This window comes from Lysinibacillus sp. CNPSo 3705 (genome assembly GCF_028674935.1).
Classification (GTDB): Bacteria; Bacillota; Bacilli; order Bacillales_A; family Planococcaceae; genus Lysinibacillus.
Map to the genome: position 1 here is coordinate 39,567 of NZ_JAQZSD010000016.1, position 25,313 is coordinate 64,879.

The 25,313-nt window shown below is 36.7% G+C and carries 22 protein-coding genes and 1 riboswitch; of the genes, 4 read left to right on the plus strand and 18 right to left on the minus strand.

Going from position 1 to position 25,313, the window contains the following annotated elements; all coding sequences use genetic code 11:
- Positions 1-80 precede the first annotated feature (80 nt).
- From PVA17_RS09180 to PVA17_RS09195, 4 genes are read right to left on the minus strand one after another with little or no spacing between them, the layout of a single operon-like run.
- Positions 81-3,260: a hypothetical protein gene (locus tag PVA17_RS09180; RefSeq protein ID WP_274067514.1), complete on the minus strand. Its 3,180-nt coding sequence runs from the start codon at positions 3,258-3,260 to the stop codon at positions 81-83.
- Entirely contained in the window at positions 3,257-4,681 is a 1,425-nt protein-coding gene (locus PVA17_RS09185) for a glycosyltransferase family 2 protein (protein ID WP_132361813.1), read from the minus strand. Before PVA17_RS09185 ends, PVA17_RS09180 begins: the two co-directional genes overlap by 4 nt.
- Entirely contained in the window at positions 4,678-5,724 is a 1,047-nt protein-coding gene (locus PVA17_RS09190) for a HEAT repeat domain-containing protein (RefSeq protein WP_274067515.1), read from the minus strand. Before PVA17_RS09190 ends, PVA17_RS09185 begins: the two co-directional genes overlap by 4 nt.
- Entirely contained in the window at positions 5,721-6,605 is an 885-nt protein-coding gene (locus PVA17_RS09195; protein ID WP_132361817.1) for a response regulator, read from the minus strand. Before PVA17_RS09195 ends, PVA17_RS09190 begins: the two co-directional genes overlap by 4 nt.
- A gap of 1,237 nt (positions 6,606-7,842) precedes the next feature.
- Here PVA17_RS09195 and PVA17_RS09200 point away from each other — a divergent pair.
- Entirely contained in the window at positions 7,843-8,949 is a 1,107-nt protein-coding gene (locus PVA17_RS09200) for a TolB-like translocation protein (protein ID WP_274067516.1), read from the plus strand.
- A gap of 536 nt (positions 8,950-9,485) precedes the next feature.
- On the opposite strand, the gene PVA17_RS09205 is transcribed toward PVA17_RS09200, so the two are convergent.
- The 11 genes from PVA17_RS09205 to PVA17_RS09255 all read right to left on the minus strand — a co-directional run bounded on the left by PVA17_RS09205 (position 9,486) and on the right by PVA17_RS09255 (position 20,714).
- The gene (locus PVA17_RS09205; RefSeq protein ID WP_274067517.1) at positions 9,486-10,340 is read right to left on the minus strand and encodes a MetQ/NlpA family ABC transporter substrate-binding protein; all 855 of its coding nucleotides are present in this window, start codon (positions 10,338-10,340) and stop codon (positions 9,486-9,488) included.
- Between the two features lie 85 nt (positions 10,341-10,425).
- A complete protein-coding gene (locus tag PVA17_RS09210; protein WP_132361827.1) occupies positions 10,426-11,094 on the minus strand; it encodes a methionine ABC transporter permease in 669 nt (222 codons plus the stop codon).
- The gene (locus PVA17_RS09215; protein ID WP_274067518.1) at positions 11,084-12,112 is read right to left on the minus strand and encodes a methionine ABC transporter ATP-binding protein; all 1,029 of its coding nucleotides are present in this window, start codon (positions 12,110-12,112) and stop codon (positions 11,084-11,086) included. Before PVA17_RS09215 ends, PVA17_RS09210 begins: the two co-directional genes overlap by 11 nt.
- A 26-nt stretch (positions 12,113-12,138) precedes the next feature.
- Entirely contained in the window at positions 12,139-12,303 is a 165-nt protein-coding gene (locus PVA17_RS09220; RefSeq protein ID WP_274067519.1) for a hypothetical protein, read from the minus strand.
- A gap of 36 nt (positions 12,304-12,339) precedes the next feature.
- A riboswitch (SAM riboswitch) is annotated at positions 12,340-12,444 on the minus strand.
- Between the two features lie 64 nt (positions 12,445-12,508).
- On the minus strand, positions 12,509-12,811 hold the full coding sequence (locus tag PVA17_RS09225) for a thioredoxin family protein (RefSeq protein ID WP_132361833.1): 303 nt from the start codon (positions 12,809-12,811) through the stop codon (positions 12,509-12,511).
- 15 nt (positions 12,812-12,826) lie between these two features.
- Positions 12,827-13,168 carry a toprim domain-containing protein gene (locus PVA17_RS09230; RefSeq protein ID WP_132361835.1) on the minus strand — a complete coding sequence of 114 codons (342 nt, stop codon included), beginning with the start codon at positions 13,166-13,168 and terminating at the stop codon, positions 12,827-12,829.
- A gap of 439 nt (positions 13,169-13,607) precedes the next feature.
- Positions 13,608-13,988 (minus strand): glycine cleavage system protein GcvH, encoded by a 381-nt coding sequence (gene gcvH, locus PVA17_RS09235; protein ID WP_132361837.1) that lies wholly within the window; start codon positions 13,986-13,988, stop codon positions 13,608-13,610.
- Positions 13,989-14,159: 171 nt separating this feature from the next.
- Entirely contained in the window at positions 14,160-14,516 is a 357-nt protein-coding gene (locus PVA17_RS09240; RefSeq protein ID WP_132361839.1) for an arsenate reductase family protein, read from the minus strand.
- 343 nt (positions 14,517-14,859) lie between these two features.
- Positions 14,860-16,644 (minus strand): acyl-CoA dehydrogenase family protein, encoded by a 1,785-nt coding sequence (locus PVA17_RS09245; protein WP_274067520.1) that lies wholly within the window; start codon positions 16,642-16,644, stop codon positions 14,860-14,862.
- Positions 16,645-16,787: 143 nt separating this feature from the next.
- On the minus strand, positions 16,788-17,960 hold the full coding sequence (locus PVA17_RS09250; protein ID WP_132361843.1) for an acetyl-CoA C-acetyltransferase: 1,173 nt from the start codon (positions 17,958-17,960) through the stop codon (positions 16,788-16,790).
- A gap of 369 nt (positions 17,961-18,329) precedes the next feature.
- Positions 18,330-20,714, minus strand: coding sequence for a 3-hydroxyacyl-CoA dehydrogenase/enoyl-CoA hydratase family protein (locus PVA17_RS09255; RefSeq protein ID WP_274067521.1), 2,385 nt, complete (start codon positions 20,712-20,714; stop codon positions 18,330-18,332).
- A 364-nt stretch (positions 20,715-21,078) separates the two neighbouring features.
- On the opposite strand from PVA17_RS09255, the gene PVA17_RS09260 reads away from it, so the two are divergent.
- Entirely contained in the window at positions 21,079-21,423 is a 345-nt protein-coding gene (locus PVA17_RS09260) for a thioredoxin family protein (protein WP_132362090.1), read from the plus strand.
- 159 nt (positions 21,424-21,582) lie between these two features.
- Positions 21,583-22,086, plus strand: a complete 504-nt coding sequence (locus tag PVA17_RS09265) for a C39 family peptidase (RefSeq protein WP_274067545.1) — start codon at positions 21,583-21,585, stop codon at positions 22,084-22,086.
- A gap of 54 nt (positions 22,087-22,140) precedes the next feature.
- Here PVA17_RS09265 and spoIIP read toward each other — a convergent pair whose 3' ends face one another.
- From spoIIP to PVA17_RS09280, 3 genes are all read right to left on the minus strand, one after another.
- Positions 22,141-23,052 (minus strand): stage II sporulation protein P, encoded by a 912-nt coding sequence (gene spoIIP / locus PVA17_RS09270; protein ID WP_274067522.1) that lies wholly within the window; start codon positions 23,050-23,052, stop codon positions 22,141-22,143.
- Positions 23,042-23,581: an RNA polymerase sigma factor gene (locus PVA17_RS09275; RefSeq protein ID WP_132361849.1), complete on the minus strand. Its 540-nt coding sequence runs from the start codon at positions 23,579-23,581 to the stop codon at positions 23,042-23,044. The genes spoIIP and PVA17_RS09275 overlap by 11 nt, the downstream gene beginning before the upstream one ends.
- A 108-nt stretch (positions 23,582-23,689) precedes the next feature.
- Positions 23,690-23,833 carry a hypothetical protein gene (locus PVA17_RS09280; protein WP_274067523.1) on the minus strand — a complete coding sequence of 48 codons (144 nt, stop codon included), beginning with the start codon at positions 23,831-23,833 and terminating at the stop codon, positions 23,690-23,692.
- Positions 23,834-24,527: 694 nt separating this feature from the next.
- Between PVA17_RS09280 and PVA17_RS09285 the strand changes: the two genes are divergently transcribed.
- Positions 24,528-25,313, plus strand: a complete 786-nt coding sequence (locus tag PVA17_RS09285) for an ABC transporter ATP-binding protein (RefSeq protein WP_274067524.1) — start codon at positions 24,528-24,530, stop codon at positions 25,311-25,313.

Below are 25,313 nucleotides of genomic sequence, written 5' to 3' on the forward strand. Positions count from 1 at the left end.
TGTAAAACTATTTTTTTATTCTCTGATAAAAATACAAAAAACTTAGAATAGGCAAATACTAACCTATCCTAAGCCTCTATTTAATATGCTGTAAATAATTTTTGTAAAATATAATATGATTGTTTTAAACGCTCTTCAAACTTAGGTGTTTGCCATGGTTCCCAAGTATAAGGTGAAAGTTTCGGTAAGACTTGACCATTTGTCTCTGGTAATGATTTCACAACCTTACCGTCCTTATCTACAAAAACGACACCAATATAAATATTATCGACTTTAGTCGAAGCTTCCTTCCCATCCTTATATAGATCTCCGATAAACTCACGCTGGCTCGGATCTTTTGCCTGGATTAGTAGCCAAGGAATTCGTAGCTCAATCACATGATCATCCGTCCACGTATAGTCCACTAACGAATTGTAATCTTTCGATTTTGGATTGGCGTTCCCTTGAAGCAGCTTCCCGGTTTCATAATAACTAAAATCGGTTGTAATTTTTTGCTCTGGTAAGTATAGCTGTTTATTTAGCACATAGTTAATCGGTGCAAACTTACCACTATTTTTTGTGACAGCTGCCATACGAGGCGGAATCATTTTTAATTTGTGACCGTAAAAATAATCATAGAAATCATAGTACTGATCTATGACAACTCGAGAGTCTTCACTTTTATTTAATTCCACCATAAAATCTACACCATTTGAAAACGTCATATCTTTTATTGATGTCGCCGAAGTATTCCCTTGATTTGGTACTACATCAAGTAAAATACGAGGTGAAGCTTTTTCTAAAACATCACTTTTTAATTTGAAATACAAATATCTTTCATCATAATCGACAGCAAAATCTGTTGTATCTGAAGGTGAGGTATTGTACAGTTGTGTACCTTTCCATTCTGTTGTATTGCCGTCTACTTTTACTTTAAATCTATCAAAGCTTAGTACGCCAAATTGCTGTTCATTCGTTTGTGCATTGGACCAAAATGGTCGACGATTCGGGTCATCATAATCCATCGTATTCCAAGTTCGCTTAAACCACTCGTCCTGCCATGTAAAGATAAGACCTCCTAGCAAGCCTTCATGCATAATATCTTCATATAAATGTTGAAGTGTTTCACCCTGCTGCTGTTCGGACATATGCCCCTGATTCCAGCCATAAACATTTTCATGTGTCATCCCGCGAGCTGCTGGGATTCCAAATTCCGCAATAAGGACAGGCATACGATGAGCTTGATGTAAGTCTTTTAAATATCCTGCATAACTATTGTTATTGCCCCGGAAATCTTTATAATTTAAATATTTTTGGTCGAAGTTAAAGAAGTCAGGGTAATATGGATACACATGATAAGAAGCAAATTGTCCTGGCGCCTGCATTTCACCCTTCGTATAAATGACATTTGGATTGACTCCAACCAAATCTTCATCCTCAGAAGGTTCAGAAGGATGGTCTAGCAAGTCGGTTGTTACCCAGTTTGTGAAGCTCATTGGGCGAATCCAATTGTATTTATCCTTTTCATAAGTAGTAATAAGATCCATTTGCTCCGCTAACCAATGCTCAAATGGTGCAGCATTTTTCGTTTCAAAATACGTCCCATTGTATTCGCCTATATTAGCGTGTTTTTCGTTCGTACCGACTACCATGTGCGGATACCATTCGATTCCTAGCACCCAGCCAATAACATATTTTGAAACGTCAACATCGTATAAGCCTGAAGCATGTCCTGCTACTGGCTTCACATAAGTATTACCGTGGATAACATCTACCATGCGCTTCATTTCTACTTGGAAATCCTTTAAGGTAGTTTCATCATAGGCATCTAGTGAATCTGACAAGCCTTCCTCATTAATCCACACACCATGCAATACATACAATGGTTTATCTGGGTTTTCCTCATTGTATTTAGCAAGTGCCCGATAAAAACCTGGTGGGTGTAATGTATAGACGCGAATCGTATTGGCATTCATCTCAGCAATTTGACGGAACCAGCGATAGTACTCTTCTTCCGTAATTGCCGCCTCGCCAGGGAATGCTCCTGGTTTCCCCATACCGATATTAACGCCCTTAAAGACTAGCGGCTCCCATTTTCCATCGTGTAAGACTTCAAATGATTCACCTTTAATACGTGCATTATAATTTTGTTTTTCATGATTAACGTTTTCCTTAACCTCTTTTTGCTCAAACGTTTCAAAAATTTTATGCATGACTGGTATATAAATCGACCAGTAAAATGAACTATCTGCATACTTCTCAGCATATTTATAAATAGTCGGTAATCCCTTTATTTTATAAAGGTTCGGTACCCGTGACATATCGTTGAAATCTCCAGCAAAGTAATAGCTTGTCGTGTAACGTTTATCCTGTGAAACGATAGCCGCAAATTGCTGCGGAATATCGTTGTCCTTTAATAGTTTTTCTCCATCTTTTGTTAAGTCCCATTTATAATTAGCAAGAGCATCCTCCGCATATTTAGGCGTGATAATATCAAACCAATAGCCATATTCTGCACTAGCGGAAGTATTAAAGAATTTTTGCCCTTCTTCCGTAAATTGCACCTGAATACCTTCTGTTTTTACATGCTTGTCCAGTTCCAGCACAATGAGCTTTTCTGTAATTTCATTAAATAGAAGAAAGCCACCGCCCTTATATGGCCAATTATCACCATGTTCATCTATGACCCATTGTGGGATTTCTGAGTTTTTATGATAATCAAGCTCATCAAAATAACGCCCAATCCATCCAGACCATGATATGCCTAAATAGTCCTGTAGCTCTTTTATAACTGCCTCTGATGTTGGTGACGCAAATGTATTGTATTCAGCTATAAGCATACTTTTCTTGTTGCTTGCTAAACGACCTACTATTGATTGCCATTCTTCCATTTCTAAGCCACCAACAATTTTTTCTGAGCGTTTACCTAGACGTTTTTTTTCATTTAAATCATCCTTATAAACACCATACGTATCTGCCAAATAAATAACATCATAATTGCTATAGTCGGTCGGAAACTTTTTTTCTGATACTCTTTTCGTTTTATCATTCGGAATCGTACCATAGTAATTTTTTTGTGCATCATATGGTTGATGATCAATTGTGTATTTATAATGGTTTAAAAACCAGTTCACACCTAAATGCTCTCGATAGGTTTCGTTCGGAACCGTTTTATCTAGGATCGCGACGTTCAGCGGTTTTTCATCGCTCAAATACCACCATGCTATAGGTGTAACAATGAGGATTAGAGTAGCTATGACCCCTATATATATTCGCTTCATACACTTTTCTCCTTTTCAGCAATGCCGACACGCTTCATATTGCCCCAATCGCTTTTTCTTAGCATAAACCGAACTAATCCTTCACAGCGCCATAAAAGAGTGAGTGGTCGATACCAAAAAATTTCAGTAAATGCTAAAAGTATCATTCGTAATAGCTCTTTCTTTCTCGGGTACGTGTTCATTGTCCATGCCTCGAATAGTATAGATGCAATTGAAAAAATAACTCCATAAATAACGAAGAGCAGCAACAGTATTACCGCTACTTCATAATAGATTTTCCCTAAGAAAAATGCTACTACGATATAAATATAACCACCTAGCTCAACAATTGGACCTAGGCATTCTACAAGCCAAAAATAAGGCAATGCAATAAACCCTAACAAGCCATATTTTGGGTTGAATGTCATCGTTTTATGTTTCCAAAGACTTTCAAATAATCCTTGATGCCAACGTCTACGTTGATTTCGCAAAACCCCTAATGTCTGAGGTGCTTCCGTCCAGCACACAGGATCTGGTACAAATTCAATACGTTTCTTTTCTTTTTTCTTTCTTATCAAACGGTGAATATTCACGACAAGCTCCATGTCTTCTCCAATAATATTCGTTGAATAACCGCCCGCTTTCACAGCCCATTCCTTCGAAAAGACACTAAATGCTCCGGAAATAATAAGCACAAGATTGAATTTACTTAAAGCGATTCGCCCCATTAAAAAAGCTCGCAAATATTCTATTATTTGCATGATGACTAAGTAGTTATTCGGTAAGTGGGTTTCAGTAACAGAACCAAGGTGCATTGTCGCTCCATTGGCAATTCGAATATTTCCTCCTGCCGCAATCACTTCACCATCAGATAAAATAATCGGCTTCATTACACGAAGTAAAGATTTTTCATCTAAAATTGAATCCCCATCAATAGAGCAAAAATAAGGATATTGCGAAACATTGATACCTACATTTAATGCATCTGCCTTACCGCCATTTTCTTTATCTACTAGAATACAATTTTTATAGATTTCCGATTCATAAATTTGTTTAACTTCTTTTGTAGGGATATTTGTACGAATAATTTTATCAACGGGTTTCATTCGGAAATGCTCGATGACAGTTTGCAGTGTTGTGTCGGTAGAACCATCGTTAATAATGATAATTTCTGTTTGCGGATATCGTAAATTCAACAATGAATAGACTGTATCTACAACGCCAACCTCTTCGTTGTAAGCAGGGACTAATAAGGATACTGGTTTTGAGTAGAAGGCATCGATATGCGCATCATCATATTCTGAGGGATCTAATTTATAGCGTTTGCGTAAATCTAGCATGGCAATGACAAACATTGCGCAATAGGAAACAATAACAAATAACATATAAAACATAATAATGCCGCCAAAAAACCACATACAATAATCTATCATTACTTTCATTTGATCCCCTGCCTTCTGACTACTGTTTCCTGTGCCATTTCAATTGCATATTGGTCGTTTGAAGACTCCATAAATTGCTGTAATTTCGCAATTCCTTCTCTATTTTCCGCAATTGTTTTGGCTGCCTGTGATCGTACCCACCAATTGTCATCTTCAAGAAGCTGTTCTAAATAAGCATAGCTATATTCTAGCGGCACATGCTTAAAGATTTTTGCAATCATTAATCTTACTTCCCACATATCTGATGCCACAAATGGCACGTAAGGATCGATTTCATCAATGACACCAATTTCGTAAAGACCTTTTAATGCTCTTATTTTTATTTCTGGTTCCTCGTATGTTAATAGCTGTTTTAATTTCTCAATATATTGCATATGTCTTTTGACAGCTGCAGTATCAATTGCAGCGAATTGAATATTTTTCGTCCAGCTATTAAAGTCTTCAAATAATCGAATAAATACGGAATCCTCTAACAATACAAATAATCTTCTATATTCGCTTTCAGAATAATGAATGCTCGATTCTTTAATTTTTTCGATAAACAATTCTTGTCGGAAAAGAGAGTATATTTTTAACAACTGAAAATATTCTTCCTCCGAAATTTTGGTTTTCTCGAATTGTTGACAAGTATCTAATAATTCATCTATCTGTAAATCAGCAATACGATATAAAGCATTCATCCTAATGCTCCAACGTTTACTTGCTAAATCCTTGTCATAAAACTTTTTTAAATAGTGATTAGAAAACTCTTTGATTTTATGTTCAACTTTTTCATTCGTTATATTTTTCAAATACGATGAAAAGATTATTTCGATAGCTGCTACTTGAGCTCTTCCACGGGGTACAAGCACCATAGAGAGATTTCCATCATTGAACAAATAGTTGTACCAGTGCTGTGAATAGTTTTGTAAATAAGTATCACGTGTTTTTGCAAAGCAAATCTCCCGCTCATGTTGCAAAAGTAGATATATGGTAAATAAAAATAACATAACTAATAAAACAACGATGACCGTTAAAAGAAAAGAAATCGATAGCTCGATCATAGCCAAAACCTCGCAAATGTTCTCCTGATTTTTGCTTCTAACAAACGTAAATTAAATGGTTTTACGATAAATTCATCGACTCCACCTTCATAAGCATTAAGTGTCGCCCCTTCTGAGTTTCGTTCCGACATCATATAAATGATGAACTTTTTCTCATTCGGCATTTCTCGTAAAATGTGCAAAATTTCTAAGCCATTTTTACGTGGTAAAATATCGTTCATGATAACTAAATGCATATGGCCTGTTTTATAAGTTTCAGACTGTAAAAAACTATAGCCATCTTCATAAGTAGCAACGTCTAGCGTAAAATGAGGGATGTCTAAGTGAGTGAACGTTGTTTCTAGCACTTTTCTAAAGATTGCATTTTGTTCAATAATACTAACCTTTACTTGTTCCATCGGTTGTACACGATAATCTGTAACCTGTTGTATCGACCAAATCGGCTGTTCGTCATTTGCTAGTTTTTGCTTATTCTTGTCTAACAACGTTTCAAAGTTAACGCTATTATTTCTTATTTCAGTAATCGAGGCTTTTAAAGCTATTTGCTGATATTCCCTTTCTTGCTTAAGAATTGCAAAAATCCGCTTTAAAAACGCCTTTACCTCGACTTCACTACTTTGCAGAAAAAATATTCCCCAATGTACGCCATCCGCTAATTGGAAAAGTAAATCTGTTTTTCGTATTTTGGATGTTAGAAAAGCTGAAATTTGGTGATTCACTTGATTACGTTCTATATCAGTTCCTTGTGGGGAACTAGCTAATTTAAAAAAGACTACCGTCATTGTTAAACGCGAGCGAATAACACTCTCACGCAAAATTTCAAAATAACCCTTCACCTCATGCTCCTGCATGATGTCTTCTGCAATGATTAATTTATTCATTTATGTCCACTCCAGTGATGTAAGAAATATTTATTCTCCTCCATTATTTTTCTATCATTCTTTTGATCTATATACACATCAACTATAGTAATAAATATTACTCAACAATATCTATACAAAATTATTGGTAAATCAGTCACTTTTAAAATATATTATATTTTTGTTATAAAATACAAAAGAAGACTTCTTTTGATAAAAAGTTATATTTTTCTGACAAAAGGGACCTTTCTTCAAACAAGAAAAAAGACCCCTTTAAGACTTGTAATAATATAGTATTTTTTTGACAAACATTACGAAAAGTAGATCTTCACCAAAACGTGTGGTTGATTTCCGTTCCGACTGTAAAATAATATATTTACGGATAATAAAATGAATTATTCCCTATTTTATACACAATACCCAAAATAACGTATACTATATAATATAGAAAGTGAGGTGTATTGTTTGTATTTCTCGAATATGCAATTTTTAATGTTGATATTTGCTTTTATTATTGTGATTTTAAGCTTCATTAAGATTTATCAAATAAAAAAAGAGTATTTGATTAAGCATAGGGAACTAGAAGTGGAACTGGAGAAAGTCGAATTAGAAAGACAAAAAATAAAAGCTAATAATATAAAAAGTTGAATTGAAAAACACTGTCAAATCAACAATATATAAAATTTTGTATGCATATTAAAAGTCATTCAATCAAAAAAGGAGTAATGACAGGGTTTGACCTTTATCATTACTCCCTACTTCCTCAGTGGTTATGTCACCTGATTTTTTTCTAAACGAACATTCTTCTTGAAATACTGGATTGTATAATCGAAGTTGTTATAGTTATCTACTAAATTGACCATATAAAACTCTGAAAAAAATTTAAAAAGATGGTAAATTGTTTAAGGATTTGTCTAACTACAATTTGTGAACCAGTATATTGAGATAAGAAGTCCCCTGTAACCTCAAGGTTTGTACCTTTAAAACGTTGGTATTCATCAATTACCAGTAATTGATACAGGGATTTGTGGTTTAGGATAGCATTCGCAAACCACTCTTCCATTTACTGGGTAACTTTAACTTCTATCGAGTTTTTTAAATAAGTTACATCAGAGAAGCCATAAGAAGCTGTTTCATTTGCTAATACCGTTTTGCCTGTTCTGCTGTCTCCGGTTACAAACACTGTATGTAGTATTTTGATGGTTATTGGTATGTGATAATGAATTTCTAAAAAAATTCGCAAAGGATGAAGTGCATAATGTATAGATCTGTTTGTAAATACAGGCAAAAAACAATGAGTACTTCTGTTATCATTTTTTTATCGTTAGTATTAGTTTTGTTTGGATGTCAAAAGAAAGAAGATACCAGCCAACCTGTTGGTGATCCACCAGTTAGTGCTCCGCATGTTGATGATAGTGAAGAACTCATTGTTTCTGTATTTGATAAGGAAGGCAAAAGTAGTGTAGTGGAGATAAATGCTGAAAAAAATGTAGAAAACGAATTAGTTAATAATGAAGAGGTTTGGTTACATGCATCACTTTCAGACAATAAACAATATCTTGCCTATACAAGTGCAAAAGGTGACGGACCTTGGGAGATTTATTTATTAGACAGAAACGATAAAAAAACTTATCAAGTTACAAATGATACTTTAGGACAACTTATTCCTAGATTTGGTGATAACAACACCATCTACAGTGAAATATTAGGGGCAACATTCCCTGTATCTAAGATTTCAAAAATAGATGTGAAAAAGAAGAATTCTATTGTATTTGATACAAAACAACCTGACCGTGCTGTAGAAATGTATGATACTTCTAAAGACAAAATTATTGGTGCATTTGTCTCTGAAGAAGAGAATACAGCAAGAAGGAAGGCTGCAAATGAGGCTGGTGAACCTTTAGGGCAAATTGTCTATTCAATATATGAAATGAATTTAAATGGCTCTGCCATGAATTTGGTAACGAATATAAAAGCCGTCAATATTGATTCGATGGCATATGGACCTAATGGGGATTCTGTTATTCTTGGAGGGGAAAATATAAATGAAGATGAAGGAAGCGGCATTTATCAGTTATCTCTTACAGACAAAACATTAACTACCATATTAACAGATCAAATGATTAAAAAAAGTAAGAATCCCCTATTATCAGAGATTGGTCAAAGAAGGCTAGCGGTATTGTCAAAAAATGAGCGATTTATTTATTTTTCGGGTATACCTAAAAATGCAGCAGAGGTTAGTTTTGACGGAATAATTTCTAAAATACAGTATATATATAAGTATGACTTGGATAATAAAGAAATAACAAAAGTATATGAGTATAAAAAACCAGCTTTTATTACGGATATGACGGTTACATATTAAAGCATGCAGTTGTTCAGTCAGAACAAAATCCATTCTTTTGATAAATAAAAACTACTAGATGTATTATAGATGCATGGACATACCTCGGTTAAAACAATAGCGTTGAGAGTAGGAAATTGCTTGTCTAACCATGAGATAAAGAAAAACACCTTTCATTGAATAACGGGTATTGAAACCTGAAATAATCAATGAGAAGGTGTTTTTCTATGGGAGCTTGTCCCCTTTGATTTTTGAAGAAAATCGAATACGTTAAGATTTTTCAGCATTTAATTTGCTTCTACAAAGATGTTAATAAGGAATATCATTAAGTCTGATTAGTATGACATGGGTAAGACCATTGCGCCCTATCTTTAGCTGAACTTCAATTTAAATTTGTTTTTTCACCCATTGTATAGAGGATATTGCAGCAAATGGCCATGGAAACGAACCCGGAGTGAACATCAAACTTTGTTAATCTATACGGATTTATTCTTTTCCGATAAGCAAAAAGGATAGTAAGCTTTTCATACTTACATACCCTTTTCGGTAAATTCTATTTATTTAACTGGTACAACTGAGCCTTTCCATTCTTCAATAATGAAGTCTTGGATTTCTTTAGATTTTAATACTTCTATTAATTTTTTAATTTCAGGTTTTGTTTCATCACCTGCACGCACAGCGACTATATTTACATATGGAGATTCTTTATCTTCAAGAGAAATTGCATCTTTCAATGGATTTAAGCCATTATCGATTGCAAAGTTCGAGTTGATTAGAACCGCATCACCTTCATTATTTTCGTACATTTGTACAAGCATTTCAGGCGCTGTATTTGCATCGAATTTAAAGTTTTTAGGGTTTTCTGCAATATCTTTTATTTCTGCTGCTGTTTTATCAACACCATCTTTTAATTTAATTAAGCCCTTAGCTTCTAACAATGACAGCATACGACCGTGGTCTGATACTGAGCTAGAAAGTAAAATTGTTGCCCCCTTTGGAAGATCCTCAAGAGATTTATATTTTTTAGAGTAAATTCCGATTGGTTCAATATGAATAGCACCAGCATTTACAAAGTCATAGCCATTTTCTTTCATGCTAAGTTCTAAGTAAGGTAAATGTTGGAAGTAGTTCGCATCAAGTTCGCCAGATTCTAAATGTTGGTTTGGTAATACATAGTCTTGATATTTTTCAATTTTAAGATCGATACCTTCTTTAGCTAAAATTGGTTTTGCTTTTTCCAAAATAATAGCATGTGGTGTATTAGAAGCACCTACTGTTAATGTTACACTTTCTTTACTGTCACTATCACTAGATGCTGAGCTTGAGCCTGTTTCTTCTTTTTTACCAGCCCCACAAGCGGCTAGAGCTAGTACTAATACAGATAAAAATAATCCTGTTAATAACTTCTTCATTTTATTACTCTCCCTTTTTACTTATATTAAATATGTTAGCGGTATTAAACCGAGATAACCAAATGTTAGTAGTGTGATGCTCTTTTTAGCGTTTATCTGTTTTCGCTGTAATGAAGTCGCCAATCCATTGAATAACAAATACTACTATTAAGATTAATATAGTCGCCATTAAAGTTACATCGGAGCGATTACGTTGGAAGCCATCTAAGAATGCTAAGTTTCCTAGACCACCTGCACCAATAATACCGGCCATCGCAGTATAACCAACAAGCGCTACAGCCGTTACAGTAAGACCAGACATAAGCGCTGGTAACGATTCGGGAATTAATACTTTCCAAATAATCGTTGACGTTTTGGCACCCATTGAACGAGCCGCTTCAATAACACCTTTATCAATTTCGCGTAAAGCAATTAATACCATACGAGCATAAAATGGTGCAGCCCCAATAATTAATGCTGGTAAAGCCGCATCTGCGCCACGAATTGTGCCAAGTAAAAATTTCGTAAATGGAATTAATAAAATAATCAAGACGATAAATGGAATCGAACGGAAAATATTAACGATTGATCCTGTTAAAAAATTCACAATTTTATTGGCCCATAGTTGGTTGGGACTTGATAAAAATAATAAGATTCCAATTACTAATCCAAGTATAAATGTGATAACCGTAGAAATTGTTGTCATGTACAATGTTTCATACGTAGCGTCCCACATTTTTTCCCAGTCGACATTCGGAAAAAGACTAGTTAGCATTTGCAATCACCTCCGTTTGTACTTCGACTGTATTTAAGTAGCTAAGTGCAGCAGCAACATTGTCCACTAAGCCATCAATTTGCACAATGAGTGTACCGTACGCTCCATTTTTCGTTTGCGAAATATTACCATGTACAATACTTACTTCTACATCAAACTGTTTCACAAGATGTGAAATGACAGGCTGCTCTGTTTTTTCTCCTACAAAGATTAGCTTAACAAGTTGTCCATTAGGATAATTTGCTTTAATTTGTGCCACAGTTTCCTGTGTTTCCTTCGTATCTGTAATTTGAGAAACGAATTTTTTCGTAATGGCAGCTTGTGGAGCTTGGAATACTTGTAATACTTCACCACGTTCTACAATTTCTCCAGCTTCCATAACCGCTACACGATGACAAATCTTACGAATAACGTGCATCTCATGTGTGATTAACACAATCGTTAAACCTAATCGTTCGTTAATATCGACAAGTAGATCAAGAATAGCATCTGTCGTCTCTGGATCGAGTGCGGATGTTGCCTCATCACATAACAATACCTCTGGATTATTAGCAAGTGCACGAGCGATACCTACCCGTTGTTTTTGTCCCCCCGATAGTTGTGATGGATATGCTTTTTCGCGCCCATCCAAGCCAACTAGTGTAATCAATTCTTTCACACGTGCTTCACGTTTTGCCTTTGGCACACCTGCGATTTCGAGTGGGAAAGCGATGTTTTCTGCAACAGTTCTAGACCAAAGTAAATTGAAATGCTGGAAAATCATACTTACCTTTTGTCTAGCATCCCTAAGCTTTTGCCCCTTTATGGATGAAAACTCTTGATTGTTAACCGTCACCGTACCAGATGTAGGCTTTTCTAACCCATTTAACAAGCGAATCATTGTACTTTTACCAGCGCCACTATAGCCGATAATGCCGAAAATTTCACCTTTTTTAATAGAAAGGTTGACGTCTTTAACTGCTGTTAATTCGCCATTCGAAGTTTTGTATTTCTTCGTAATATTTTGAAGATTAATCATAGCGAATTCTCCTTTTCTCATATCAATTATGCCTCGTTAAGGTCACTCAGTCGTTGTTGTTGTTGTTGTTGCTGTCGCTTCGCTTTCGCACAGATAAAACCGTGTTGCTGTCGCTTCGCTTGATCGCCACAGGACATGACATTCTTAGAACTGAGTTCCTCTATTAAAAAAACCCCTTCACTTATAGACAAGTAGAAGGGGTCACGTAACTTATACGCTAAACCGTTCTCTCATCTTTCAAAGATAAATCTTTGGGTGATTTGGCACCTTTTCACGTTTGTGATGGTTGCCGGGCTTCATAGGGCACTTCCCTCCGCCGCTCTTTATAAGAGTTCGATATATTTATTGTTTTTTTAATATATTTGTTACTTTACCACGCGATTAATATTCCGTCAATTAATTTTTTAACAATTCGTATAAATACGGTACAGATTGAAAGGCATAAACCTTTGCTGTCATTTCTCCGCCTTCATATACGAGTAAACATGGTACACTTTCGATTTTATTATCATAAGCTATTTGCTCTATAAAATTTATATTCGCTTTACCAATCTGTAGTTGTGGCAACAATTGTTCAACAACCATCATCATTTTCGATGCAACTGCGCACGTTCCACACATTGGCGTATATAAATAAAAGGCAGCCTTTTCACCGGACTGGATAGCCGCGTTCCACTGCTCTGTTGACCATTCTTCCATCTTTTTCACGCAACCTTACAAAATATACTCATTATGGATTGAGAAATGTGCACGAAGCAATATCGCCGCTAACACTTTCCTCGGAGTTGTCTCAACTTCCTTATATGTTGGCATCGTCCGTAAATGCTCAGCCTCTGGATAATGTCTGTCCATTAATGCCCGTAGCTTATTACCTGATGTATCTGCATCAAAAAATGTATAAAGCTCACAACCCTCATATGGATCGAGTAGCTCTTCTAATTGATGCACACCAATTGTACCATTTGTACAAAGTATTTTTACGTCTTCATTTAAAATAGGTTCGATTTGAAGTTTATCCGATCGGCCTTCGACAATTAAGCATTTTCCCTCGAACATCACGCCACCCCCATTTAAACATAGCCCTTATAATTCATTATATCAATAAACCTTGTCGTTGATACAGTTAGATACCTATTAATAAAGGAATATACTTGCATTTACTTCACCAACTATAGTGGAAGAATGCATGAGGATAATAAAAAACGTCGGTAGTTTCCGACGTTTTTCTGATTAACTATGCCTCGGCATAATTGCGTCCAAAATCGGCTTTGGGCTTAGGCCTGCACGATGGCCGACACGATGTCGGTCATTTCGGTAATACCACAGGTCGTGGTATTTTTACCGACGCAGGCCAGTTAGCCATTATCGCATGGATGCGATGATCTTAGGCTAACATCCTTTAAGCACTCCTTTCCGATTCTGTGACATTCGCCGGAGGCTGTAACTTCTTGTTGCTAATGTTTAGGTACCTGCTGTAAGAAGCTAAAGGCTTGTCTTATTCTGCAATCATTTCTTCGTATTGCTCAGCTGTCATAAGCTTGTCAATTTCTGAAGCATCAGCAGGCTCTACAACGATCATCCATGCTTTTTCATATGGTGATTCATTAACGAATTCTGGGCTATCTTCTAAATCTGCATTTACTTCAACTACTGTACCTGAGATTGGTGCGTATAATTCAGAAACTGTTTTAACAGATTCTACGCTACCGAATGGATCATCAGTTTTGATTTCGTCGCCAACTTGTGGAAGTTCAACGAAAACGATATCTCCAAGTTCAGCTTGTGCGAAATGAGAAATACCGATACGTACTTTACCATCTTCTACTTTTACCCATTCGTGCTCTTCAGAGTAACGTAAGTCTTTAGGTGTGCTCATGCAAAAACCCCTCCATAAATATGTAATATATTCATTTTCAGTGTGCCATACTTCTACCATAAAAACAAGAATCAATTATGCTCATTCATCTCAAACCTATAGAGGTGAAGACTTCTAACCTGACGCTTCGCTTGCACTACATACAACCTTTACTGAAACAAGTTAAAAACGTCATTTCCAAGCTTGCTCAAAATCTGATTCTTTAAACCCTAAAGTAACTTTTTTTCCATTAGTTACTATCGGACGTTTAATCAACATACCATCTGATGCCAGCAGTTCAAGCTGCTCTTCTTCAGTCATTGTAGCGAGTTTATCTTTCAAGCCAAGCTCTCGATATTTCATACCAGAAGTATTAAAAAATTTCTTTAAAGGTTGTCCACTAGCTTGCCATAATTTTGATAATTCGTCCTTTGTAGGTGGTTGTTCGACAATGTGTACCTCTTCGTATGAAACCCCATTGTCATTTAGCCATTTTTGAGCTTTTTTGCAAGTAGTACATTTCGGATATTGAATAAATTGAATCGTCATTTAAAGGCTCCTCTACTATCATTTTTAGGAACTACATTTTCAGTGTATCCCTCATTTTCTGTAGTATACCATCATAACTGTTACGAACCAAAATGAAACTCCTCATGCTAAGCGTGGGTTAATCGGAGTTCCCGGCCACTAGCATCCGATGAGTCGCAACAAAAGCGAAGAGTGGCTAGACGCCCCAAATGCTAGCGCTGATAAGATACTCAGAATCGCTGATAAAATGCCTACAATCGCACCAAGCGCACAGCCGGAATGGAAAACCCTCGTTTTGCTTTACTTTATTTTCAAAAAAACCTAGCTATCTCATCTATCGGATAGCTAGGTTAGGCATGCTATATTAAACTACAAATTTTTCTGCTTCAATTAATTTAACAGAAGCTTCGCGTTTCTTCGCGATTAAGTTGTATGGGTTGTTACGAGTTAATTTACGGAGTGCAGACAATGTCATGCGTGCAGCGTCGCCGTCTGCTGAAGCAAGAATCGTATCTTTTGCCTCTTTTTCAATTTCTGCAAATGCTTCTTGGCAGAAGATTTGCGTGTACAGTAATTTTTGATGCGCTTTTTCAGCACCGTCACGAGCAATCGCTTTTTCTGTACGTAATACAGTAGATTCCATCGCGAATAATTGGTTTGCAATATTAGCGATATTCACTAATATTTCTTGTTCTTGATCAAGCTTCGCGCCGTAGCGTTGTGCTGCTAAGCCTGCTGCTAATACAGCAATTTTCTTCGCATTTTTCACAAGATATTTTTCCTGTGCTAGTGGCTCTGTGCCTACATCTTCTGGCATTAGCATAAGAAGCTCTTGTTGTAAGTTTTGAGCAACTTGTAGCAATGGCAATTCACCTTTTAATGCTTTCTTCATAAATGTACCTGGTACAATCATACGGTTAATTTCATTTGTACCTTCAAAAATACGATTAATACGAGAATCACGATAAATACGCTCTACTTCGTATTCAGCCATAAAGCCGTAACCACCGTGTAATTGAACCGCTTCATCTGCAATGTAATCTAACGTCTCAGAACCAAATACTTTAGCAATAGAACATTCAATAGCATATTCAGCAATTGCGCCAGCAATCACTTTCCCTTGCTTTTGCTCATCTGGGCTTAGCTGACTTAAACGATCCTCAAATAAACCTACTGTACGATAGTTTAATGACTCAGATGCATATAATTGCGATGCCATTGTTGATAGTTTTTCTTTTGTTAAATTGAAATCAGACAGCTTCGTTTTAAATTGCTGACGTTGGTTTGTATATTGAATGGCAAGCTCTAACGCACGCTTCGAGCCACCAATTGTTCCAACACCTAATTTATAGCGCCCGATATTTAAAATATTGAAGGCAATTACGTGTCCGCGGCCCACTTCACCTAGTAGATTTTCCACAGGTACTTCTGCATCTTCAAGCACTAATGTACGAGTTGAAGAAGATTTGATACCCATTTTTTTCTCTTCTGGTCCAACTGAAACGCCATTGTAAGCACGCTCTACGATAAATGCCGTGAATTTATCACCGTCGATTTTTGCATAGACAACAAATACATCCGCAAAGCCTGCATTTGTAATCCATTGCTTTTCACCATTTAAAATATAATGTGTCCCTGCTTCATTTAACTTCGCAGTAGTTTTTGCACCTAGTGCATCTGAACCTGAACCTGGCTCAGTTAATGCGTAAGCAGCAATTAATTCACCTGACGCAAGCTTCGGTAAATACTTTTGCTTTTGCTCTTCATTTCCGAAAAGTACGATTGGTAAAGAACCAATACCTACGTGTGCACCATGTGTAATAGAAAAGCCGCCAGCAACAGACATTTTTTCTGCGATTAATGCAGAAGAAACTTTGTCTAATCCTAGACCCTCATATTCTTCAGGTACATCTGCGCTTAATAAGCCGAGTTCACCTGCACTTTTTAGTAGACGAACTGAATGCTCAAATTCATGGTGTTCTAAATTTTCAACGACTGGTAACACTTCATTTGCTACATACTCTTCAGTTGTTTTAGCAATCATTTTATGCTCATCTGTGAAATCTTCTGGTGTAAATACACGATCTAATTCCACATCTTCAATAATAAACCCGCCGCCTTTAATGAAATCCGTTGTTTTTTCTGTCATGTTAAATTCCTCCCTATTTATCTATTATTAGTAGCTTTAATCCCCAATATATAGAAAAGCTTGAAGCACTGTGTTCGGAGGCAACCGGAAACGCTGCACTCCAAGCTGATCTAGCAACTATCTCTATTTCTTTGAACGTTGAATTATAAAATTTCAAATACCCCAGCAGCACCCATTCCGCCACCAATACACATTGTCACGACGCCATACTTCTTACCTTGACGCTTCAATTCATGAATAAGCTTTAATGTTAGAATGGCTCCAGTTGCACCAAGTGGGTGACCTACGGCAATTGCTCCACCATTGACATTTACTTTATTTTGGTCGATGCCTAAATGACGTACGACCTGTAAGGATTGTGACGCAAATGCTTCGTTAATTTCCCATAAATCAATGTCATCAATTGCTAGCCCTGCAATTTCAAGTGCTTTTGGTACTGCCACGATTGGTCCAATACCCATCACCTCAGGAGGTACACCGCCAACTGCAAAGCCTAAAAACTTCGCCATTGGTGTCAGCCCTTGCTTTTCTGCTTCCTCACGATCCATTACAAGTACTGCTGCTGCACCGTCCGAAGTTTGAGAGGCATTACCAGCTGTAACACTGCCCTTAACATGGAAGGCTGGACGAAGCTTCGCTAAACCTTCTACAGATGTACCTGGACGTACACCTTCATCCATGCTAAACGTGAATTTTTTCACCTGTGGCTTGTTGTTGTCATCTACATAATGCTGCTCTACTTCGATTGGTACGATTTCATCATTGAACTTACCTTCTTTAATCGCTTTTTCTGCAAGCTCATGTGAACGAACAGCAAATGCATCTTGATCTTCTCTACTTACATTGTATTGACGTGCCACTTCCTCCGCTGTGTGCCCCATCCCCATATAATATTGGGGAGCAGTTTCTGCTAGTGTTGGATTTAAGCGAGGTGTATTACCTACCATTGGCACCATACTCATAGACTCGACTCCACCAGCAAGAATCGCCTTAGAATGTCCTAGCATAATACGCTCTGCTGCAAAAGCGATTGCTTGTAAACCTGATGAACAGAATCTATTAATCGTCAGCGCTGGTGTTGTATCTGGTAACCCTGCAAGCGCTCCTATATTACGTGCTACGTTCATGCCTTGCTCAGCTTCAGGCATTGCACACCCTAAAATTAAATCGTCAATCGGACCTTCATAGCCCGCTCTTTTTAATGTTTCTTTGACAACAACCGCTCCAAAATCATCTGGTCTAACTGTTGCTAAAGAACCCTTCTTCGCTTTTCCAATCGGAGTTCGTGCTCCTGCTACAATAACGGCTTCACGCATGTATTAATCCCCCTTTGTTTCATGTGCAAGTATGGTTAATTTCGTGTTATCAAATATGCCTCGGACATAGTTGCGTCCGGAATCAGCTTTGTGCTTAGGCCTGCGTGATGCAGGTCAGTTAGCCGTTATCGCATGGATGCGATGATTTTAGGCTAACATCCTTTATTAACGCCTTTCCGATTTCGTGACATCCGCTGGAAGCTTTAGGCCAACAGGATGTTGGTCACTCATTCGTTGCCACAGGACGTGGCGTTCTTAGACTGAGTTCCTCTATTTCAGCGGACGTGGATCCCCGCTGAAAAGTGACTTAAATTCGCATTCATCTCACCACCTATAAAGTTAGGAGACTCCTGCTGAAAGAAATTAAATTTAGTTACGCAGTGGTTTACCCTTTAAAAGCATGTGCTGCATTCTTTGTTGAGATAAAGGTTCTGCAACTAAGCTTAGGAACGCCTCACGCTCAAGGTTTAATAAATATTGTTCGTCTACTAATGTGCCATACGGAACTTTACCACCAGCAATGACATACGCTAATTTTTTAGCTATTTTTAAATCATGTTCACTAATATAGCCTGATTCAAACAATCCTTGCGCACCGATTAATAGCGTACCGTAGCCTGATGCACCGACTACAGGAACTTTCACAGGTACAGGTGGTTGATAGCCTGCCTCATAAAGCGCTAGTGCAGCTTGTTTTGCATCATATAGTTGATGATCTGGGTTAACAGAAATCCCATCAGCAAAGTTTAAGAAGTTATTTTCACGTGCTTCTTCGCCAGACGTCGAAACTTTTGCCATCGCAACTGTTTCAAATACTTTATTAGCAATATGTTGATAGTCTACCTCAACACCATTTGGCAAGCCTTTGATGAATTTTTGGTACAGTGCCTTATTACCGCCGCCGCCAGGAATTAATCCTACGCCGACTTCCACTAAGCCCATATACGTTTCCATTGTTGCTTGAATATGTGCAGCTGGTAAGCAAACCTCTGCTCCTCCACCAAGTGTCATAGCAAAAGGTGCCGCTACAACAGGCTTACGAGAGTATTTAATCTTTTGCATTGCATCTTGGAATGCTTTAATAACGAAATCTAGCTCAAAAATATTATCATCCTGTGCTTCTACTAAAATCATTCCTAGATTCGCACCAACACAGAAGTTTTTCCCTTGGTTACCGATGACTAAGCCTTTATAGTTAGCTTCTACTTCATCGACTGCAAAGTTAATCATTTGAATAATGTCTAAGCCAATTGCATTTGATTGGGAATGGAATTCAAGTAAGGCAATTCCGTCACCTAAATCTATTAAGCTAGCACCTGTATTTGATTTAATAACACCATGCTTTTTCTTATAGCGTTTTAAGTTTATTTCTTTTTCATTAACCGGCACTTTTACATATTCAGAGCCATTATAATACGCTAGATCACCGTCAATTTCCGAATAGAAAGTTTCAAAGCCGCTTGCTAACATATCTTTGACAAATGCCGGCACTTCACGACCTTCAGCCTCCATTTTAGCTACGGACTCTTTGACACCAATTGCATCCCATATCTCAAATGGCCCTTGCTGCCAGCCGAAGCCCCATTTCATAGCATTGTCAATCGCAACAATATCATCAGCAATTTCACCGTGTAGCTGTGCAGAGTAAATTAGCGTTGGAGCGAAAATACCCCATAACAACTCTCCTGTACGATCTTTCGCATATGTTAGTGCTTTTACTTTATTGGCTAATCCACGATATTGTTTTGCCATTTCAATAGAAGGTGTTTTTAATTTTTTTGCTGGGCTATATTCAAGTGTGTCTGGATTAATTTCAAGAATCTCTTTACCTTGCTTCAAGAAGAACCCTTGACCTGTTTTTGCTCCTAACCAGCCGTTTGTGACCATTTTCTGTAGGAATTCTGGCACTGCAAATACTTGCTGCTCTTCACCAGTTGTTTGATCATAAACGTTTTTCGCTACATGGATAAATGTATCTAAACCAACAACATCCAGCGTTCGGAATGTTGCAGATTTTGGGCGACCGATTAGTGGACCTGTTACAGAATCTACCTCACCAACCGAATAGCTACCCTTCATCATTTCTTGTAAAGTAATTAGTAAACCGTACGTTCCGATACGGTTGGCAATGAAGTTCGGTGTATCTTTAGCAAGTACGACACCTTTTCCAAGCACATCTTCGCCAAATGTTTTCATAAAGCTTACAACCTCAGGCGCTGTTGTGTTTGCCGGAATGACTTCAAGTAATTTTAAATAGCGTGGCGGGTTGAAAAAGTGAGTTCCTAGGAAATGCTTTTTAAAATCCTCTGAACGCCCTTCTGCCATTGCATCGATACTTATGCCAGATGTGTTAGAACTAATAATTGTGCCAGGCTTACGTACAGCATCAATTTTTTCATATAGACTTTGTTTAATCGCTAAATTTTCAACGACAACTTCAATAATCCAATCTACATCTTTTAATTGCTCTAAATCGTCCTCAAAGTTACCAACCGTTAGTAGTGATAAATTTTTCTTAGAAGTAAGTGGTGCTGGCTTTTGCTTTAATAACTTTTGAAGCGCTCCGTTAACGATACGATTTCTTACAGCTGGATGCTCTAAGGAAAGACCTTTCGCTTCTTCCTCTTTTGTTAGTTCCTTCGGTGCAATGTCTAATAATAATGTTGGAATACCGATGTTTGCTAAATGTGCTGCAATTCCAGAACCCATTACTCCAGAACCTAGAACAGCAGCTTTTTTAATATTGTAAGTCACAAGCAATTCCCCCTTATTCTCCCATTGAATGAATAGCCATTCATTTTTTGGCCAAAAAAATTTCAAGTTTGCCTTAGTGTATTTTTGTCTAGATCATTTTACGCGTAATCTTTGACATACGACTGAGGCTTATCTTCATTCAGCTACCATTTTGGATTAGAGGTTAATATCTTCTGCTGAATAAAGATAAAACTACTTTTTCTGTTTTTAGTTTAGATTATTTTGTCTGATTTAGCAATCTTTTTTCACCAATTATTTTTTCGATATACAACTTTTTTTGTTTTTTACGAGCGAAAACATAACAATAAGTAGATAGCGATAATGCCAAACAGAAAACTTTCAGGTTGAGGAAAAAATGTGTAGAATGGAAAGCAAGGAGAGTGAAATACTAATGAAAACAATTACAACTGCTGAACAATTTAATGAACTGATCTCAGGTGATCAAAAAGTTCTAGTGAAATTTTACGCTGGATGGTGCCCAGATTGCACACGCATGAATATGTTCATCGATCCAATTATCGAAGAGTACAGCCAATATGACTGGTATGAACTTAACCGTGATGAGCTTCCAGAAATCGCGGACAAATATGATGTAATGGGTATTCCAAGCCTACTAATTTTCCAAAACGGTGAAAAATTAGCACACTTACATAGTGCAAATGCTAAAACACCTCAGCAAGTTATAGAATTCTTATCTGCTCAACAATAATTAACTAGGCTAAAATAGCAAAGTGAATGTAGAACAGCTTAATATGTGGCGAAGCGAAGCGTCAGCCGCAAGTAACAGAATTTTTATCTGCACAAAAAATAATGGAAAAACGAGCTGCATTTCTTTTTGAAATGCAGCTCTTTTAAAAAAGAGATTATGATGCGCCAGCAACTGTCGCTACTTGGAAAGTCTCAATATGATGCTTCCATTTCACCAAAATACCATAATTCAGCTTGTGGTCCTACAACTGTACACGTAGTCTTACATTATTTAGAAGATCAAGCTCCCTCGGTAAATGAGCTTTATAAACTTCTCGGTGGCACCAAAATCGGGTTATTTAAATGGCGTCTAATTCGCAATCTGCGCCGTCTTCGTCCGACATGGGATATCCGTGACTGTACGTTAAAGGAGGCTATGCAGGAAATCGATGCAGGTCGCCCTGTCGCCATACGCTTTGACCGCTATTTCAGCTTAAATTGGTGCGATAAAAAATCGGCTTTCGCCTATCATTGGGTTCCCCTCATTGGCTATGAAATACGCAATGATGAGCTATGGTTAATATTCCATGATAACGGCGGCCCTAAACGTGAAAGTAAAATTCGAACGGCTCCTTTTAAAGATAATGAAAAAGTGTTGAGCTTCGTGAAAATTACACCGAACTAAGTAAGAGCGTGCCTGCAATGTTAGACATGCTCTTTTTTCATCAATAACTAAGACTTATTTACTCTTCTCAAGAATAACTTTTAGAGCTTGTGCAAAAACATCCATTGATCTATACGTTTCTTCTAACGTATTATCTATACCTCCAACTTCTAATAATACTGAATTATCATGGAGTTCTTGATTATAAGTATTTTGGGGATCAATCCCTTTTTCTATTACACCTACGGATAGTCCCGGAAATAATTTTTCTAGTTGTTCATGAAGCTGAGTGGCAAATATTTTATTCGTTTCATAGTTTCCACTCGTTTTTGATACGACAAATTTAATTCTTGCGTAATCTTTCCCTTTCATTTCAATTGTGGATTCACTTCTTTTTTGAGAATCTCGATGTATATCAAAAACCATGCGAATGCTGTCATTTTCAGCTAAAACTTTCTGTAAATTTTCTCGTGACACTTTATATGAATCTGGAAAGTATGAACCCCTTTGTTTTAAGATTCCATCTATATCTGTCTCATCATGAATTGAATTAATGTCCATTTCTTTTAATGCTCTACTTAACTCTTTACCTACCAGTGTTACATTTTTAGTATTACTATACGGTGGCTGCTCTCTATACGCCCGCTGTTCAGGAAGCTCCGGGAAAAATGATTCCCTGTTATGTGATTGATAAATATAGACCACAGGTTTCTTTTCTTCCATTGCATAAGACAATGCCCCCCTTCCATCACTATGGGCTACCTTTGAAACTATGCCACTCCCATTTAAAGAGATTAGCCATGAAAAAATAAATGCACAAACTAAAACACCGCTTGTAATCACAGCGAATTTTGTGAAGATCCTTTTTTTACCCAAGCTTCGTGCTCGTTGTCTAAGAGTATTTTCAGTTGCAGAAACAAATTCCTTTCTAGGATGTTGAGGGTACATTTCTTTCAGCGTGTCAAATAAGTCTTTTTCATTTTGCATTTGTCAAAACCCCCTCTATTTCAATATTCAGTTTTCTTTTAAGCTCTTTTAGGGCTCTATGATAATCAACTTTTACTTTCGCCGCACTACATTGAAGAATTTCCGAAGTCTCGTTTATGGAAAATCCATTAATACCTCTAAGAATGACTACTGCTCTATAATTAGGTTTTAATTTAGCAATAGCTTCATGAATATATTGTTTTAATTCTGTTACTTCAAATTCCTCATCAGGTTTCTTTTCATTCGAAGATAACTGATTAAAAAAACCGTCCTTAAATAGTGAGGTAAACTTTTTCTTTCTGTAGTGATCTATTGCTACATGTTTTGCGATTGAAAAAATCCACGTTTTTAAATGATAGTTACTATTAAAATTCAATAACCCTTTTAATACCCGAATAAATACTTCTTGGGTCAAATCCTCAGCATCATTTTGATTTCCCGTAAAACAAACAAGAAATCTATAAACGTCTAAGTAATACAAATTGTAAATTTCAACTATTCTTGATTCTAAGTTATTTGAATCAATCAATCTTTCCCCTCCTTTTACTTATTTGCTTATAATTCGTTTGAGGTTAGGAAAAGGTTACAAAAAATTATAAGATTGCTTCACAAAACGTATGGTTGATTTCCGTTCCGACTAGGGGCTTTGTAGCTGACGCTTCGCTTTCGCTACAGAAAACATTTGTTGCTGACGCTTCGCTTTCGCTACAGAGCAAGCTTCCTGAGGGCGTCCGCCGAGCCGCTTCACTCGTGCTGCTTGCTCAGGGTCTCGGGCCAACACGATGTTGATTACAAAACGTTATTACAGGACGTGATGGTTTTAGTCTTCGTTCCTCTATTGCTGAGCCCCAAGGAGTCACCTATTTCCACTCCAATCAACCCATGAACATGGCATATTTCACTAAATAGTTACCTCAACATTTGGTGATGAGACATAAAAAAGCAGAGCATAATTCTATACTCTGCATTAATTACCATGATGTATGTGATTTATTTAGCTTGACATTTAATTTTGTAACAGATTAAAACATCTTTGTAATCAGTATTATATCTTTTTTCTGTAACACTAATATAAAAATCTTCTCCGATTAAATTCTTTTATCGGGTTCGTCTGGAAACAGGTCTTGTCTTATCGCATTAAATAACGCCATTTGCTCTGATTTAGTAATTCACTGAACTCTTCATAAACATCTTCCCACTTAAAACAACTATTTCTTGAACACCATCCCACTTATGAATAGTGTTTTTTTGGGGTTCTAAAAGGAAAAGAATAGAATAGCGTTCAGAGCAGAATAAACTGAATGTACCTTTCCTAGCTATATTTAACGCTTTTATAAGTGGATGAAAATGAATAAACGATGTTTAATTTAACTTATATTTAAATAACTTATTTTTTAATGCTATATTGACTTTAAAATGCAAATAGAATACAATTCGATAATGATAATCATTCTCACTAAAAGGAGACCAACAATTTGTTTCGAATTTCTGCACACGACATCGAAGTAAAATATGATAAAAACATTATTCTTAGAGACCTATTATTACATATTCCAGATAATAGTATTTCAACAATTATTGGACCGAATGGTTGTGGGAAATCAACTTTATTAAAGGCTCTAACAAAAATATTGCCTTATTCTAAAGGTCAAATTTTATTAGATGGACAAGCTTTAACCTCATATAAAACAAAAGATTTGGCGAAAAAAATGGCATTACTTCCGCAGTCTCAGATTGCACCTTCCAACATTTCAGTACGTGAACTTATTGCTTACGGAAGGTATCCCCATCAAGGGAATTTCGGTATTTTAAGCTCTCAAGATCAAGAAATTATTAACTGGGCAATCTCCAAGACCAAGTTAAATGACGTAGAAAATTCTATTGTTGATTCATTGTCGGGTGGGCAACGTCAACGCGTTTGGGTCGCTTTAGCATTAGCCCAGCAAACGGACATTATTTATTTAGATGAGCCCACAACCTATTTGGACCTTGCACATCAACTTGATTTAATGAAACTTCTTAAACAATTGAATATGGAAGAAAATCGTACAATTGTTATGGTACTACATGATTTAAATTTAGCGGCTAGATATTCAGACTATATGATTTCAATGAATTCTGGTCAAATCGTAAAAGCTGGAGCCGTTGATGAAGTGATGACTACTGATAATTTAAAGCAGGTTTTTCAAATAGATGCTGTCATTAGTGAAGATCCTTATACTAAAAAACCAATTTGTCTATCTTACGACACTAGTTTATAA